Origin of the sequence: Paenibacillus contaminans (genome assembly GCF_003285015.1) — a bacterium.
Taxonomy (GTDB): Bacteria; Bacillota; Bacilli; order Paenibacillales; family NBRC-103111; genus Paenibacillus_V; species Paenibacillus_V contaminans.
In genome coordinates this window covers 46,905-64,193 of sequence record NZ_QMFB01000043.1, presented here as the reverse complement: position 1 = coordinate 64,193, position 17,289 = coordinate 46,905, and the positions used below count along the sequence as shown (strand labels likewise).

Below are 17,289 nucleotides of genomic sequence, written 5' to 3'. Positions count from 1 at the left end.
GATCGCGCGGCGGCGCTTGCGAGCGACGGCGGCCGGGGCGCCAGCCGCCAGGCGCTGGCCGTGCGGCTGCGCCGGTTCGGCGCCGAGGCCGCTGCGCAGCTGCCGGAGCTGCTGGCGCGCTGCCTCGCGGACGAAGGCGGCGAGCCGCATTACCGCAACCAGCCCGGCTCCGTACGCACCGTGCGGGCCTGGTGCGATGCGATCGAGCTTGCCGCGATGTTCGGCGGGCTGCCGCCCGGCTTCGGCCGCGAGCCGCTCGTCGCCAAGCTGCAAAGCTTCCAAGATCCGGCGACCGGGCTGCTGCCGGACCCTTGGAAGTTGCCGGATCCGCAAACGAACGATCCGGCGAGGATGTCGGACCACTTATCACGTTATCATATTTTGGCGGTAGGCTATGCGCTCGAAACGCTTGACGCGTCGTTCCTCCATCCTATCCGCGTCATCGAGGATATGACGGCGGAGGCATTGTACCGTCATCTGGACGCGCTGCCGTGGGAAACGAATGCATGGAGCTGCGGCGATTGGATCGATGCATATGCAACCGGACTATATTTCAACCGAAAGCAGTTCGGGTCGCGGCAAACGCCCGACGCCTTGTTCGGCTGGCTGCTCCTGCATGCCGACCCGTATTCCGGGCTGTGGGGCAAACCGACGCCTAAGGAGTTGTGGCTGCAGCCGGTCAACGGCTTCTATCGGCTGACCCGCGCTACCTACGCACAATTCGGCGTGCCGCTGCCCTATCCGCAAGCCGCGATCGATACGGTGCTCGCGCACAGCCGCAACGCCGCTTTTTTCCGGTCGAATCTTGGCAACGCCTGCAATGTGCTCGACGTCATCCACCCGTTATGGCTATGCTTGAAGCAAACCGACTACCGCCGGCCCGAAATCGAGCAATGGGCGGAGCAGCAGATGGAACGCGTCCTGACGAGTTGGATTCCGGGGCAAGGCTTCAGCTTTACGCTTGAGCCATCGGATGCTCCGGGGCTGCAAGGGACAGAAATGTGGCTGTCCATCCTGTACCTGCTGGCCGACGTATGCGGACTGAGCGGCGAGCTCGGCTATAAGCCTAAGGGCGTCCACCGCATTGAGGTACCGATGCCGATGATCGGTTGATGCGGCGCTCGTAATTTTACGCCCCGCCAGCCATTTATCGTACGGTTTAGCGCCGGTTCCCGCTGCGGAGACGGCTAGCCCCTTCCCTGCTAACTTCATGCAGCAAACAAAAGCCAGGCCCATCCGGACCTGGCTCTTGCTTACACTTAAACGTGCCTGAAAAATACGTCGCCGCGATAGTCCGGCGATAACCCGACCGGCCTCTAAAGCTAACCGCTTCCTCTTCCGTTGACCGTATTATTCAGATTCCACTCCCGATCGCCAAATCAATTTGGTACCTAAACATCCTCACACACATCCAAGTCGGCAGCCAACTCCATGCCATTTTCAAATCTTATGGTAACGGTATGTTTACCGGTTTCAAGCGACGCGCATACATGTTTGTCAAGTGTTATCGTTTTTCCAGTTTCCGTTGCAGGCGCTTCTTGCATGCTTGCCAAAGTCGCTTTTACATAAGGATACCATTTGTTCGTTTCACCGACCGAAGCCAAGTATTCGCTTATTTTCTCCGGGGCAAGAAATGCATTCCTAATGAGCTTTTTATTTACCGCTTCGTATGCGTCTGCCGCAATTTCATTCCCGTCAAGGAGGACGGAGGAAACTTCCGTTCCGCGGGTATAGATGTCATAGGCAGTATCCTCTTGCCGGGATTTATTGAAGCTGGAATTCGTATCCTTTAGATAAGGAATAGCGCTGCCGCCCGTATTCAAATTGATTTTTATTTCCTCCGGACTCGGCATGCTCGTTGCCGCTTTGAATTGCAGTCGAACGTACCGCCCTTTAACGCCGTCCGCTACTTTTATTACGCTCGGTTCGTTTCCTATTTTCTCTTGAACTTCCGTTCGGTTGACCAGAGGATCTCCCCAAATTTCCGTTAACGTTTTATTCCTCAACTCATGATTGGAAATAAACACATAGAAATCCGTTAGCCGGTCTTGTTCCGCCGGTTCCTGCACATAACGCAGCTCTATCGAATGAATCGGTTTACTTTCGCCCAAATCCGCCTCAAGCCAAGGATTCGGTTCCAAGTGCCCGGCATCGCTTAAGTCGGACGATCTTGCGACGTTCCGCCCTTCAGCAAGATTATAATATAAAAAATCGATCGCGCTATCGTCGTAAGGCGCCGCATGCCCGGCATTTTTCGCTATATGAATCGCTTCTTCCGGCAGCACCTTCGTATGAATGTAGTTGTCGCCCATAATCGTATATTCGCCGTCGAACGTATGCTGGTGGAGACTCGATTCGTAGCCTTTTTCCGTATAATTATCGTACGCGACCATACCGCGATGAAAAGCGCTCACATTGGCGGAAACCCATTTATGATGAATACGAGTCATAACGTTATGGCGCAGCACCGCATAATCCAAGCCGGCATCGAAATAAACCGCATTTCCTATACCCGTTCGGTTATTGAAGTAGTTGTACTCTATAATCGTCCCCGGCATCGCATTCACCATGTACAACCCGCCGCCGTCATGCATATCCGCTTCTTTAAGCAAATAATCCGTAATCCGGTTGTACGCAATATAGTTATCGCGCATCCGGCTTTCCCGTCCTGTTTCGCGCCAGCCCCAGCCGACATTAATGCCCGTGTACGAGACATGCTGAACGGTATTATGCACAAGCCGCAAACCGATTTCATAGCCGGCCCATATCGCTACGGTATCCGGAAATTGCTTCCCCGTCCATTCCACCAAGTTATAAGAGATCGTGTTGTTGTAAGAAAGCTCCCGTTCCTCAAGCGGAACGATCGGAGGCTCCAGTATGCCCGTTTTTGAAAAATGAGGCCCTACCTGATGCGGGTCCGGTGCCGTATCGCTAGTATGCTTGGCATCCCCCAAATAGATGGCGCCGCCTGAAAGATCGGTAAATGTATTCTTAGTGACGACACAATTCCGGCTGCCGTGCGTCACGATTAAAGCGGTACTCCCGATCTTGGCGAATTCGCAATTTACGAATTGTATACGATCGCCCGAATTGACATAAACCGCGCCGTGAGGAGGAGCGGCATAGCTTCCCCAAGGGTCGGAGAACGGCCCGTCCTCTTCAGGACCCGTTAATGTATGCCCGGCTTGGGTACATACATACCCGTCGGCAGTCCCCGGTCTCAAAAACGTATTATGCTGAAACGCAATGCCGTCAAAAACAATGTTTCTTATTTTCTCCGCAACGATTCCGCCCTTTTCCCTGCCTGGTTGCGGAGTTGTAATGCCCGCCGTATCTCTGCCTTCCACCACCATTATTTTCTGCAAAACAGGCGCTATCACTTCGGCGGTTTCCATGTTTTGTCCGTCTCTGGGGATGTAGTATAGGATATGTTTCGTATTGTCCAGGAAAAACTCGCCTTTTTGATCCAATAACGCGTACGCGTTTTGGAAATAATCGACCCCGCCGCCATACTTGCGCCATGAGGCGCCGTTCCAGTCGTAGTGCACGCGATCGGTAGCGGAAGCGTTTTTCCAAGCCGTTTGCGACATATATACGATATCATGCTCCACTTTTTCCACCGGAACGACAAAATGTCTCCACCGAACGTTCCTTACGGCTTCCAGCTGACCGATATCCCCATATTCTCTTACAGCGTCTGCAACGGAGCCCTGCAGACCTAATCCCGCGGTCGTTCCGCTGCCGCCGGGCGATGTTGCTTCATATGCGGCTTGCTCGGTATCGAATTGCAAACCGATCACGCTGTCCCTGCTCCTTGCCAGTACGCATCGTTCGCTGTTTACATATAAATCGCGCGTGATAAAGCTCGGGTCGTTTATTTGAAGCTTATAAATGTTCTTATCCGGATCATGCAATTCCCATTTGCCGTCAAGCAGCTTGCCGCCGGAAAAAACGGGCTTATTGCCAAGGTCCTTCGCCTTCCAAATGACATCGAAATCGCCTTTGCCCGAATCTTCTCTTGTGAAAACCAACGGTTGGTCAAAATAGTAGACTCCGCCTTCTACGAACACTTCAATATTGGAGGTCATATTTTTAACCGCATGCCTGACTAACTCCTGCGCCCGGCTGATCGAAGCCGGATCATGAAGCTCGCCGTTCGATGTCATGCTTCCTGTTGGTGATACGTGGAATTTGACGGTATGCGGCGATTGACCGGTAACGTTTTTTTTATTCATAGCAATACCCCTTTCCCCAATGCGAACAGAAGCCTTGTCCTCTTATTGCAATATCCCCCGGGCCGCAGAAAAAGAAAAACCGGACATGGCTGTCACTCCATACCGGTTTTGCTATAACGTGCGCTCAAGCCGCCAGTTACTTCTTGTTCGCGTTATATTGATCCATATATTCCTTCAGAATCGTCGCGCCGATTCCTTGGCCCCATGCGTCGATCTCCGCCTGAACCGCACTCCATTCGCCTTTGCCCATGACGTAGTTGACGGTCGCGTCGGTAATCTTTTTCGTGTTGTCCGGATTTTTGCCGTTCGTTTCGGACAAGTACATCAAGAACGGATTCGCCACGCCGATTTTGTCGAACGCATCGAGCACGTCTTTTTGCGCTTGTTGGATTTCCGGCTTTTGCGAGTCGACATAATAGTATTTCGTGTAGTCGTTCTGCAAAATAAGCAGGTTCGGCTTCTCTTTATCGTAGAGCTTCTTCTGTTCGTCGGTCCGTTCCGCCACGTTCAGCTCTTTGTTAAAGCTGGTGTAGTGGACGCCTTCTACGCCCGCCTTACCGAGAACCGTCGCTTCGTCGGACGCGCTCCAGCTGAGGAATTCGACGATTTTTTTCGCTTTTTCTTTAGACACGTTGGACGGGATGACCCAAATGCCGAAGTAGCCTTCGATCATTTGAACGCCTGTTTTGCCTTCCGGTCCGGTCAGCGACGGGATGCCGACGACTTCCGCTTTCGAATCGGCTTTGCGGATCGTGGCCAGCTTGTTCTCGTTGAGCAAGCCGACGTTGTTCACCCATGCGCCCGCTACGCCGGACAGGAATTTGTCCTGCACTTGGCCGCTTTTGAGCACCGGCGCGTCTTTATCGATCAAGCCGCCCGTGTATGCCATTTTGATCCAGTCCAGATACGCTTTATATTCCGGCTGTTGGAAATAAGCCGACGCTTTGTCTCCGTCCACCTTGTACGTGTAAGGCAAGCCGAAACCGAAGCCGATCGGGTTGAGCGAGCCGTACCAAGAAGAAGTGAACGGCCCTGCGACGAGCGGAATCGTTTTGCCGCCGCCTGCCGGATCCTTCTCTTTGAACACTTTGAGCGCGTTCGTAAATTCGTCGATCGTTTTCGGAACCGCGAGGCCGTATTTGTCCAGCCAGTCCTTGCGGATAAAAAAGTTCGCGTTGCCGCCGCCATGAATGGCGCGCGGTCTCGGCACGCCGAACACCTTGCCGTCGACCGTCGTGTTGTCCCACGTATACTGAGGGATGCGCTGCAGGTCTTTGGATTCCTTCACGAGCGCGGAAATATCGTGAAACGCGCCTTGTTTAACGAGCTTAACGAATTTATCGTCTTTGCCGTCCGTCATCAGGATCATGTCGTACTGGCTGCCCGCCGCGATGGCGATGTTTACTTTGTCCGTATAGACGTCGCCCGGCACGAATTCGACCTGGAGCTTGACATTGGCGCGTTTCTCGATCTCTTTCAACGCCTGGTTGTTCTCGAGTACGGGAGGCTCGCCGCTGGACAGAATCGCCAGAGCCTTGATCGTCGTCGGCTCGGCCGGTTTGGCGCTTTCCGCGGCGGATTTGCCGCCGTCGCCCGTTTTCGTTTCTTCCTTCGATGCGCAGCCGACCAGACCGCTTACCGCGAGTGTCGTTGCAAGCGCAGCGGAGACCCATTTATTCGTTTTCATCTGAACAACTCCCCTTATCGGATGTAATTAGGATGGCATGCTACCCGTTCCGTCAAGCCTGTGGAGCGTAAACCGGCCTATTCTTTGATCGAGCCGAGCATCGCCCCCTTTGCAAAATGCTTTTGCAGGAACGGATACACGACGACGATCGGAAGCATCGCCACGATGATCGCGGCCATTTTGACATTGTCGCCGACCTTGCTGACCATCTCGAAGTCGAGGGTGCTTTCCGACCCGATCTTCGTCTCCCCGACGACGACCATAAGCCGCAGCAGCACTTGGATCGGCCATTTGGCATTATCGCTCAAATAAATGATCGCCCCGAAAAATTCGTTCCAGTGCGACACCATGAAGAAAAGCGAAAACGTCGCGATAATCGGCATCGACAGCGGAATGACGACGGAAACCAATATGCGGACTTCGCCGGCCCCGTCGATGCGAGCCGCCTCGTCGAGGCTTTCCGGCAAATTTTGAAAAAACGTCTTCATGACGAGAATCGTAAACGCGTTCGTCGCCGCAGGCAAAATGAGCGCCCAATACGAATTCAGCAGCCCGAGCCATTTGATGAGCAAATATTTCGGGATCATGCCGCCGCTGAATACCATCGTAAACAGCATCATGAGAAGAATCAACTTGCGGCCCGGCAGCGTTTTTTTGGAAAGCGCATACGCCAAGGTGATCGAAACGATAATGTTGAACGCCGTGCCGACGGCCGTAATGTAAATGCTGTTGCCGATGCTTTTCATGAAGCGGTCGGTGGAAAACAAATATTGGTACGCTTCAAGCAGAAATTCCTTCGGAATCAAATAAAATCTGCCGCCGAGCGACTCGCTGACCGGACTGAACGACACGGCAAGCATATACCAGAACGGGATAATGACGACAAGCGTGAGCGCCAACAGAAACAGACCGTTGAGGATATCGAATAGTGAAATGCGCCGCAGACTCATACTGCCACCTCCTTAGAAAATGCCGTCTTCTTTAAACAGCTTGGCTATATAGTTCGCAATCATGATCAGGATCAAGCCGACCACCGAGTTGAACAACCCGACCGCGACGCTGAAGCTGAACTCGAACCGCTGTAAGCCGACTTTGTACACATACAGATCGAAGACGTTCGAAACGCTTTCATTAAACGTGTTCCACATGAGAAACACCTGTTGGAAGTTCGAATCCAGAATCGAGCCGAGCCGCAAAATGAGCAGGACGATAATCGTGCTGCGGATGCCCGGCAGCGTAATGTTCACAATGTTGTGCCAGCGGTTGGCCCCGTCGACCTTCGCGGCTTCGTAAAGCTCGGGATTGATGCCGGCGAGCGCGGCCATGAAGATGATCGTTCCCCAGCCCGCGTCCTTCCAAATTTGCTGGAACACCATCATCGGACGGAACCAGTCGTTGCTCATGAGGAACGGCACGTTTTTGCCGTCGAACCACATTTCGAAATAATGATTGAGCACGCCGGACGGTCCGAAGAAAATGAACGTAATGCCGACGATAATGACCCACGATACGAAATGGGGCAAGTATACGACCGTTTGCACGAACCGTTTGACCAGCGTCGATCGCACCTCGTTCAGCAGCAGCGAGAGCAAAATCGTGAACGGAAAGTAGAAGAACAAATTGTAGAAGCTGAGCAAAAGCGTATTTTTCAACAGCTCGAAAAACGCGGGATCCTTGAAAAACCGGATAAAATGGTCGAAGCCGACCCATTCGCTTTGGAAAACCCCTTTGTACGGGCTGTACTCCTGAAACGCGAGCAGCACGCCCCACATGGGTACGTAATGAAAAAGAAGAAAGTAAACGACGCCCGGAGCAGCCAGCAAGTAAAACCACAGATGTTTTCGGAACGATTGCTTTTTCAGCGACCCCGATACCGTCCGTTTGCCGAGCGACTGCTTATTCAACGATGTAACTGCCATGCAAACAACCTCCACTCCTATCTTGTTCCGGTAAGCCAGACTATACCCGGCGGTTCGGCATCCGCACAACATCAAACTTTTGTGCCGTGTGCACATTGTTTGCAGACGTGTGCATGGATAGTCGGCCCATATGCACTTTCCGCGGACGCAAAAAAGTGCACTCTCCTCTAAGAAAGTGCACTCGGCGCCGAAAAGCCGCTATGTATAAGGGTTTTCGCTATGTGTACAGCCATGCCGGGCAGCGGCCGGATCGGACGGACCACGGTTCGCAACGGCAAGTGTAAACGACTACGCCGTCCCAAACGCTTTCGAAGAAAGCGGCTTCGTAAGCTTAAGCTAAGGACAGGCGCGTTTACCGGGAAGTCTTCTGAGATTTCAAAAAAGAGCCCCTGCGTACAGGAGGCTCTTCCGCTATCCGTTTTCTTTGTACATGTCGCGGTATTGCGAAGGGGTGACGCCCTCGTGCTTTTTGAATACGCGGTAGTAGTAGGAAGGCTGGTAGCCGACCTGGAAGGCGATATCGTTCACCTTCTCGTTCGAGTGCAGCAGAAGCTCCTTCGATTTGTCGAGCCGCAGCTTCGTCAAATAATCGATAAAATTGACGCCCGTCACCTCTTTAAAGCCGGCGCTAAGCTTATAGCTGCTGATGCCGAGACGGTCGCAGTACGTTTCGAGCGAAATGTCCTTGGCATATTCTTCTTGCAGCAGGGCGATCACCTTCTCGACGGTCTCGATCATGAGGCTGTCCTGAGTTTTGCGCATCGTATCCGCGAGCGCGTCCATGTACACGCCCAGCTTGTCGCGGAACCAGAACGCCATCTCGTCCGGTTCGCGCAGCCCGCCCGCCTCCTCGTACAGATCGGCCCCCCGGTAAAGCGACTGCGGACTCATACCCGATAATATGATATGGTGCAGCACGACGCCAAGCAGCTGGTGCACGCCCTGACGGACGACAAGCTCGGTTTCGCCGCTTGCCGAAAGCTCCGAGACGAAGCGGTCTACCGTCCGCAGCGCCTCTTCCCTCTCGCCCGCGCGAATGCAGCGGACAAGCTCCTTTTCCATTGCAAACGGATATGGGACCGTCTGCGGGCCGCTTACGATCATCGCTTCAACGTCCAGCACCTGATTGATCTCCTGCAAATTCCGGTAGCGGAACGAACGGCCGGCTTCCTCGTAAGCTTGAGGCAGATCGGTCAACCGTTCGGACCGCCGGGAAAGACCGATCATAACGTTCATTTTCAGCACGGCCGACAACGTATGGATCATATGCTCGCTGAAGGCGAGAAGCTGTTTTTTGGCTTCGCCGTCGGACTCGCCGGCAGGCAGCAGCACAAGCACGCTGACCGACAAATCCTGTTCGTTGATGACTTCGGCCTGCGTAAAGATGCTGTCCGCCAACTCCTCGATGACGTTGGCCGCGGCGAATGTCACCAGCTGCTCGTCGCCGTCGGCGAAACGGTCCTGCAGCCTCGAGAAGCCGAGAAGCCTCACGACGAGCAGCGCGAACGTCTTCCCTTCCACTTCCCAGCCGTACTGCTCCATCCGCTTGCGGAGATCGTCTTCGGTCAGATGGCTGAGATGGTCGTGCAGCAGCTGGAACAAGAAAAGCTCCCGCAGCGATACGAGATGCTGCTCCAGCCGTTCGTGCAGATGCTTGCTCTGACTGCTCAGAAACTGCCACTGCCGCTCAATGAACTCCAGCTCGTCCTTGGCGACGATATCGGCCGTCTCCGTCTTCTCCGAACGGAACAGCCGCACGAGCCTGACGATCGGCTGGTACAGCTTGCGCGAAGCGAACCAGGAAAGAAAAACCGCGACGGCCACGCCGAGGCAGCCGATGACGATCAGCGCGCGCGACATCGTAATGACGGGCTGCGTCAGCTTGGATAAAGGCGTGGCGGACACGTACGTCCACCCGGTCGCTTCGATCGTCCCGTAGGAAGCGGCATATTTCTCCCCTTCCCAGTCGATGAAGAACGAACCCGACCTCTCCTTTTCGCCGTTCACCTTCTCCTTCAGCGCATAATCGAACCGATGCTTGTCAGGCTCTTCGCCGATCGCCGGATCGAGCCAGACGCCGTTTTCTTTGAGCAGGAAAGCGGTTCCCTTCAATTCGTTATCGGTCTGAATCAGGGCGTTGATCGCCGCCTCGTCGAACCTGGCCAGCAAATAGCCGTAGGGCGAGCGCTCCGGCAGCTTTTGCACGAGCGACAAATAGCCGGAAACGTTCGTCCAATAACGGCTTTTTTCATTCTGCATCAGCGATGCGTAATATTCGATTTCCTCCCGGGTTTCAAGCGGGACGATGACTTTAAAGCTGAGCGGAGAAATGTATAACTCCGACCCGGGAATGTATAGCCGGACTTCGCGCAGCAAAGGGCTGGAGCTGCCCATGACGAGCAGGGACTGCGCCAGATCGCTGCGCATTTCGTGGTTTTTCTCGATTGCTTCGACCGTCATGCTGCCGAGCCTCGCCTTCAGCATCGGATCGAACGTCCACATGGCGATCGTTTTCTCCAGCTGAGAGAGCTGGTTGTTCAGCTTGTCGGCCGTATTTTGCAGCCGCACCTGGTGAGCCCGGTTTACTTCCTGCTCGATCTGCTGAGTGCCGACATAGTAGGTCGCAAAGGCGAGCAGCGCCGTAGGCAAGCTTGTAATGAGCAGGACGACCGCAAAGCTTCTGCGGTAAAATCCGCTTTTGGCATTGTCGAACACGCCCGATCGAAGCATGCTCTTTAGTTTTCTAATCATGTCGGACACCCCTCCGGTCTCTAGTAGACCGGACGTTTACGATCGTCAGGCCGTAGTCTTTGATGAACATGCAACCGCGCGCTCTCCCCACGGTCAACGCTCCGAGTCTGTAGCTCCAGCGTCGTTACCGAAGGTCCGGAGCCGTTTTTAAAACGCTTTCGAAACAAAGGGCTTCGTGAGCATAAGCTTGGGATAGACCCGTTACCGGGAACTCGAACAATCAGCGGAGGATACGCTTAGCGTCTTCGAACGAAGGTAGTGTTATCGATAAACTTCGTAAAAAAGAAGCAAGTTCAATCCTATAATAAGGTAACATGAGTCACAATTCGCGGCAAATGGATGGAATTGGTAATTGGAGGCAAAGCGGCAATAATCTGCGGCTTTGGCTCGAACTATTGTTACCCCTGTTCGCCGGCTCTGCTTCCAGAATGCTTATACGCAGAAGGAAACGGTATGTATCCGGCATAGCCGTTTAACGCTACATGCCTCCGAACGCAAAAAAAAGAAATTGCTCCGCGGGAGCAATTTCGAATATGCGTCCATATAGGTTCTGCGTTTCGTCTATATGCGCCTGCGTCCGCCTTTAGCCGCGCGCCGACTCGCCTGCGGCGGCAGATTGCTTCGGCGCGCGCAAGAGGCGCATGCCGTTTGCGATAACGATCAGCGAGCTGCCGGTATCCGCCAGCACGGCGAGCCATAGCGACGAATACCCCGCCGCAATCAGCCCCAGAAACACGGCTTTGACGAGCAGCGAAAAAGCGATGTTCTGCTTGATGACGCGCAGCGCTTTTCTGCTTAGGCTTACTGCCTCGGGAAGCTTGCCGAGATCGTCGGCCATGAGCGCCACATCCGCAGTCTCCAGGGCGGTGTCCGTGCCTGCAGCCCCCATGGCGATGCCGACGGTCGCCGATGCAAGGGCCGGCGTATCGTTGACCCCGTCTCCGACCATCGCAACCCCGTTATGCTCCTTCAGCAGCTCGCGGATCGCCGTTACCTTATCCTGCGGCAGCAGCTCCGCCCGGTAATCGATGCCGCCGAGCTGCTGAGCCACGCTGCGCGCCGTTCCCGCGTTGTCGCCGGTCAGCATGATGACGCGCCCGACGCCTGCTTCGCGCAAGCGCCCGATCGTCTCCGCGCTGTTCCCGCGAACCGTGTCGGCGACAGCCAGCAGCGCTTCCACGCGATGCCCGGATGCCAGCAGCATGACAGTCTGTCCGGCATCCTGCAGCGCCGTGATCCTTGCTGCTTCATAGTCCGGTGTAAGTCCGAGCTCCTGGCGAACCCAGCGAGGATTGCCGATCCGGTACTCCATTCCGCCGATGAGCGCTATCGCTCCGCCTCCCGGTACGGAACGGAATTCTCCGCTGTCCGGCACCTGCAGCCGTTCATCCTGAGCCTTTCGTACAATCGCCTTGGCAAGCGGATGCTCCGAATATCGCTCCACCGCCGCAGCCAACGCCAGCATCTCGCCTTCCTCTTGTCCGTGGAGCGGATAAATGCCTGTTACCTGCGGCTTGCCTTCGGTCAGCGTACCGGTTTTGTCGAAGGCGATCGCAGAAATCGCGCCAAGGCGTTCCAAATGCGCTCCGCCCTTGATCAGAATGCCGGTTCTGGCCGCACGGCCGATCGCCGATACGATCGTGACGGGCGTGGAAATGACGAGCGCGCACGGACACGATACGACCAGCATCATCAGCGCCTTGTAAAACCACTCCTGGAACGATCCTTCAAACAGCAACGGCGGTATGATCGCAATACCCGCAGCGACGGCGATGACCGCCGGGGTGTATATTTTGGCGAACCGGTCGACAAACCGCTGGGACGGCGCTTTTTGCGCCTGCGCCTCTTCCACCATGTGCACGATGCGGGCCAGCGTGTTGTCGGTCGCAAGCTTCGTCACTTCGATCTCGAGCGCGCCATATTCGTTGATCGTTCCGGCGAACACTTCATCTCCCGCGCTTTTCTCGACGGGCAGCGATTCTCCGGTAATCGGCGCTTCATTGACCGCCGATCGCCCGGAGACGACCTTGCCGTCCATCGCCAGCTTCTCGCCCGGCTTGACGATCATCACATCCCCGACTACGATCTCGTCTACGGGCAGCATCGATTCCTGTCCGCCTCTGCGAATGCGCGCTTCATTCGGCGCAAGCTCCATCAACCCGCGGATCGAGCGGCGGGTCCGGTCCATCGTGAGCGCCTCCAGCGTTTCGCCAAGCGAAAACAAGGTGACAACGGCGGCGCCTTCCGCCCATTCGCCGATTGCCGCGGCCCCGATCGCCGCGATCGTCATCAGCAGATCCATGCCGATCGTGCCGGACTTGAGCCCGTACAGGCCGCTCTTCGCGATCCGGTACCCGCCGCAGACGATCGCCGCCGCATACAGGAATGTCGGCAAAACTTCCGGGCCGGCCCCGGTCAGCGACAACAGCCAGCCGGCGGCAAAAAACGCTCCGGCAATCGCAGTGCTTGCCGCTTTACGGTTTTTGCTCCAGAACGACGCTTCGTTAACCGCTGCGGGAACCTGCCTGCCCTTTTGCTCATACGCTGTATAGCCGGCCTGCTTTACCGTCTGCACGATCGCTTCCTCCGCTTTGCCCCCGTGCTCGACCGTCATTTTGGCGGCGCCGAAATTAACGCTGACCCGCGCCACATCGCGCAGCGCGCCGACCCGCTTCTCCAGTCCGCGCGCGCAATCCGCACAGTCCATCCCGTCTATGCGGAACACGCTGACTGTGCCTCCCGCTGCGCCTACAAGCCCTAAGCGCTGCACCGTGGAACCGCCGGCCGTTTCCGCCGCGCACGCCACGTCCTCGGCAGCCGAATGTCCGCCGGCGCCGTGATCGCAGCAGCCGCAGGAAGGAAGCTCCGTCGGGACGCGATCGTCCGCAGAGACATGGTCATGCTTGTGACCCTCATGCTCATGACCGCAGCCGCACGCTCCGGCATGTTCATGGCCGTGCTTATGTCCGTCTCCATGGTCATCTTTGTGACCGTCATGCTCATGATCGCAGCCGCATGCTCCGGAATTATTTTGGCCGTGACCATGCGCCCCATGATGCTCATGATCATGTTTATGTCCTTTAGAAGCCATTTGAAATTGCTCCTTTATATATGATTACATATTCATATGATAGTTCCATCATATTCCTTGCCTCCGCAACTGTCAATAATATATGAACAAATATTCATATATATTTTTTCGTTTCCGGCATGCCAAAAAAGCGGTACGCTTCAGCGTAACGCCTTTCCTCTTGAACGTATTATCTTTCTACCGTTTCCCAATTGTCTGCAGGTTATTCATGCTTCAAATGCTGGAGCGTCTGTACGAATATTTGTTCGATATGGCCGTCGTCCAGCGAATAATACACGGTCTTCCCAGCCTTACGCCGTTTGACGATCCGCAAGTTTCGCAAATACCGCAGCTGATGCGATATCGCCGACTGCCCCATTTCGAGCACGACGGACAGATCATGCACGCACAGCTCTTTTTGCAGCAGCGCATAAATGATCTTGACGCGCGTCGGATCGCCGAGCGCTTTGAACAACTCGGCCAAACCGCCGGCCGTATCGTCGGCAATCATTTTCCCTTTGACCTCGGCCGCATCCTCGGATCCGCCGCAGGTTTCATCGCATTGATCGTTCATCGTTTTTTCCAAGCTAAACACCGCCTCTGCTGCAACCACTGTCCTCATTATATAGAATAACGCCGACCCGCGTCCACCATCGGCTCCCCTCTACCCAACTCGGCCAAATTCAAATTCATTATTCGCCTACAAATTCGAGTGCGGAAGCAGACTGATTAGGAGAACGAAACTAATAGTAACCCTTGCCTCATTAGCCTCCTCTTCCAAACGACGTTCAACCAGGTCCGGTAACCCTTGCCTCATTAGCCGCTTCTTCCGTGAATGTTCACTGGTACCGGTAACGTAAGCATCATTACCTTCTCTACATTAACTGCCTTCCTCCAAGAGCGTTCGGCGAGAACCGGCGTCCTTTCCGGCGAAACGAAAGAAAGCCGCCCGAAGGCGGCTCGTTTTTAATACAAGGATAAAGAGATTTTGCCGATAAGCCGCGTGCCGCCTTCGAATTTCTCGTACACGGCGAGCTTCGGACCGTTGATCAGCGCAGCCAGGTCGGGAACGGCGTTAAGCGCAATCGACATTTTATTCGTTTTGCCGCTTTCCAGCGCCGTCAGAGCGCCCGTACCCGCAGCTTGCGGCTTCTCAAGCGCATACTCCCACGACTTGACGGTCTCGTCGTTATAATCTTGCAGGACCAGCTGAAGCGAACGGTTTTTGGAAACGCCGCTGATGCCGCTCTGCCCTTCCTGGATGTAATCGAACGATACCTCATACGTGCCGTTGCCGTTCAGAAGCAGCTTGGCGTTATTCATCGTTATATTATAAGGATACAGCGACGCCCTGCTGATCTGCCCGCCCGTCAAACCGGCTTCCGGCGAGACGGCGAACGCATAGCTTTGCGCATCCGTAAAGACATCGGCATCCAGCTTGGAGCCGAACACGAACCGCCAGTCATCCGTGCTTACGCCTGCCGGAAGCGTCGCCCATAAAGTCGTAAGCTCTTGACCGTCCTTGCCGAGCTTGACGGTCTCTTCCGTCGTCTTGAGCGTCCAGACGTTGCCGTTCGCATCCGCAGCGTAGCCTATGTAAGGGATGACCGAACCGTTCCGGGTCGCTTTATTCGTTTGCAAAATGCGGACCGCCATCATTTTCTGCGTGCCGACGTCGTAAACTTTGCTTTCCACTACTTTGCCTGTCGAGAGCTGGCCGTTCTTGTTGATCATCCACTCTCCGCTTAAGCTTGCCTCCGCAGGCGCCGACAGCTTCGCACCGATCGGAAGCTTGATCCACTCCGTCTTCGCCGCAGGGGTCGTTTTCGTATCGGTCGCGCCGAGGTATACATTTCCGCCGCCGGCAAGCTCCGTATCGTAAGGTAATTTCGTATAGACGTAAACCGTCGTCGCCTGCCCCGGATTAAGCAGCGGCGAGCTTTGCAAATATATCGCTTTGCCCGGCGCGTCATACGAGCCGATCTGCAGTCCGCCATACAAGGCGCTTGCCGCAGGGAGCGTAACGACCTTGCTGTCGTTGTTCCGTACTTCGATCTCGCTCATGACGACGTCGTCTCCCGATTCGGTCATCAGTCGGTAGGTCGAGTTCACTTTAAACGCGAGCCGTCCTACGGAAGTATACACGCCGTCGGATGTCGAACCGGAGCCGGTTCCGGATGGAACGCCGACTACATTAACCGGCAGCGACGCGGTCGCCGACGCCTTCTCCCAAATGACGAGCTGGATGCTCGAAGCGTCTATGCCTTTAGGCAGCGTGCCGGTAAACGAATAGGTCGTGCTTTCTCCCCCGGCCAAATACGCCGGATGCGAGCCTGCCGCGTTGTCCGCCGCATTGACGGACAGCGTGCTTTGCGATATCTGGTAGCCCGCGCTTAAGCTCGGCACCGGCAGCACGCCTTCTGTTTCGTTCTTCAGCGTGAAGATTCCAGTCACTTGCGTGCCATCCTGCATCGGAACGACGGAAAACCGCTCCGTGACCATCGACAAGGCGCTGCCGCCGACGCCCGGATAGGCGATCGTTTCGCCCGCCTGCGCTTGCTTTATGGAGTCTGCCAGATTCATCGTACCCAGCACTTCCGCCTCCGTATTGACTGACGAGGAGCCTCCGGACGCGTCGTTCCCTGTTCCGGTTCCGGTGGTCCCGTTCCCCGTACCGCCCGTACCGGTTCCCGTACCACCCGTCCCCGTACCGCCTGTTCCGGACTGGGAAGACCCGTTTCCGCCCGTGCCGCTCGCCTTCTTGATCAGCTCCAGCGTAAGCGGCTCGTTCGACGTTCCGTCTCCGAGCGGGAGCTGCAGCACGAGCATGCTGCGCTGATGCGGCAGCAGCGTTCGGTCCGCGCCGGTTACGGACGACAGCGCATACGTCAAGCCCTCCGTGTCCTTCATGTCGAAGGACAGCTCGCTTGGCAGCTTGAGGCTGCCGGAGCTGAGATTTTCCGCAACGACGTTCGCGTACAAATACCAGCTTCCGTTCGAAAATGCCTTGTACCCGTTCAACAGCTCGAAGGAGACGATGGCGTCGTCAGGCTGCGATGCGTTCACATCCTGCAGGTTAACGACGATTTGCCCTTTTTGCGTATGATCGACGGGAATGGCCGCCACCGAAAGCATACCCAAATCGCGCATGTAAGAAGCTTTGCTGAAATCCCACGCGAAAATATCGACCTTCAACTGATCCGCTGCGATATTTTTCGGAATGGACGCCGTATATTTGTACTTGGAGGAGCTTCCCCCCGAAACGCGCGCTTGCGACCGCTCGGCAAGCTGCGCGGAATAGCTGTTGCCGTCCGCATCGACGAGACGCACGCCGTACCCGTTATAATCGAATGCCGACTGCGAACCGTTGACCAGCTCGATGCCGAACCGCACGGTTTGATCGTCGGCTCCGGGGAATAATGCCACATTGTCCAGCGTAAAGTAGATGTCGCTCGAAACGAAGACGCCTTCCTTTCCTGCATACGCAGCAGGCGCCGCAAGCGGCGCTGCCGTGGAAGCGAGCAGTGTCATGGCAACGGAGAGTCGAATGAATAAAGTTCGTCTTTTTACCACTGATGGTTCCTCCTCAAACTTTTCCCAAGGATAATCGTTTTACACCCCTTCGGG

9 protein-coding genes are annotated in these 17,289 nt (G+C 55.4%); 1 reads left to right on the top strand and 8 read right to left on the bottom strand.

Translation table 11 applies throughout. The features are described 5' to 3' along the window. Positions 1–1,113, top strand: a 1,113-nt coding sequence (locus tag DQG23_RS42430; RefSeq protein ID WP_202866002.1) for a hypothetical protein, incomplete at its 5' end; no start/stop codon positions are given. Between the two features lie 278 nt (positions 1,114–1,391). Here the strand turns inward: DQG23_RS42430 and DQG23_RS37835 are convergent. The 8 genes from DQG23_RS37835 to DQG23_RS37800 all read right to left on the bottom strand — a co-directional run bounded on the left by DQG23_RS37835 (position 1,392) and on the right by DQG23_RS37800 (position 17,235). Continuing rightward, the gene (locus DQG23_RS37835) at positions 1,392–4,235 is read right to left on the bottom strand and encodes a discoidin domain-containing protein (RefSeq protein ID WP_113036238.1); all 2,844 of its coding nucleotides are present in this window, start codon (positions 4,233–4,235) and stop codon (positions 1,392–1,394) included. A 136-nt stretch (positions 4,236–4,371) separates the two neighbouring features. Continuing rightward, positions 4,372–5,922 carry an extracellular solute-binding protein gene (locus tag DQG23_RS37830; RefSeq protein ID WP_113036237.1) on the bottom strand — a complete coding sequence of 517 codons (1,551 nt, stop codon included), beginning with the start codon at positions 5,920–5,922 and terminating at the stop codon, positions 4,372–4,374. A gap of 77 nt (positions 5,923–5,999) precedes the next feature. Further along, on the bottom strand, positions 6,000–6,872 hold the full coding sequence (locus DQG23_RS37825) for a carbohydrate ABC transporter permease (RefSeq protein ID WP_113036236.1): 873 nt from the start codon (positions 6,870–6,872) through the stop codon (positions 6,000–6,002). Positions 6,873–6,884: 12 nt separating this feature from the next. After that, complete coding sequence (locus tag DQG23_RS37820) at positions 6,885–7,841, bottom strand: ABC transporter permease (protein ID WP_113036235.1); 957 nt, start codon at positions 7,839–7,841, stop codon at positions 6,885–6,887. Positions 7,842–8,252: 411 nt separating this feature from the next. Continuing rightward, positions 8,253–10,592, bottom strand: a complete 2,340-nt coding sequence (locus tag DQG23_RS37815; RefSeq protein ID WP_113036234.1) for a helix-turn-helix domain-containing protein — start codon at positions 10,590–10,592, stop codon at positions 8,253–8,255. 583 nt (positions 10,593–11,175) lie between these two features. Then, entirely contained in the window at positions 11,176–13,683 is a 2,508-nt protein-coding gene (locus tag DQG23_RS37810; protein WP_113036233.1) for a heavy metal translocating P-type ATPase, read from the bottom strand. 202 nt (positions 13,684–13,885) lie between these two features. Continuing rightward, positions 13,886–14,248 carry an ArsR/SmtB family transcription factor gene (locus DQG23_RS37805; RefSeq protein ID WP_113036232.1) on the bottom strand — a complete coding sequence of 121 codons (363 nt, stop codon included), beginning with the start codon at positions 14,246–14,248 and terminating at the stop codon, positions 13,886–13,888. Between the two features lie 380 nt (positions 14,249–14,628). Continuing rightward, the gene (locus DQG23_RS37800) at positions 14,629–17,235 is read right to left on the bottom strand and encodes an Rgp1 domain-containing protein (RefSeq protein ID WP_113036231.1); all 2,607 of its coding nucleotides are present in this window, start codon (positions 17,233–17,235) and stop codon (positions 14,629–14,631) included. Positions 17,236–17,289: the final 54 nt, after the last annotated feature.

Bases quoted from the DNA above. Each gene is read 5' to 3' on its own strand.
- DQG23_RS37830 (WP_113036237.1), bottom strand. From the start codon at position 5,922: ATGAAAACGAATAAATGGGTCTCCGCTGCGCTTGCAACGACACTCGCG.
- DQG23_RS37815 (WP_113036234.1), bottom strand. From the start codon at position 10,592: ATGATTAGAAAACTAAAGAGCATGCTTCGATCGGGCGTGTTCGACAAT.
- DQG23_RS37810 (WP_113036233.1), bottom strand. From the start codon at position 13,683: ATGGCTTCTAAAGGACATAAACATGATCATGAGCATCATGGGGCGCAT.
- DQG23_RS37825 (WP_113036236.1), bottom strand. From the start codon at position 6,872: ATGAGTCTGCGGCGCATTTCACTATTCGATATCCTCAACGGTCTGTTT.
- DQG23_RS37820 (WP_113036235.1), bottom strand. From the start codon at position 7,841: ATGGCAGTTACATCGTTGAATAAGCAGTCGCTCGGCAAACGGACGGTA.
- DQG23_RS37835 (WP_113036238.1), bottom strand. From the start codon at position 4,235: ATGAATAAAAAAAACGTTACCGGTCAATCGCCGCATACCGTCAAATTC.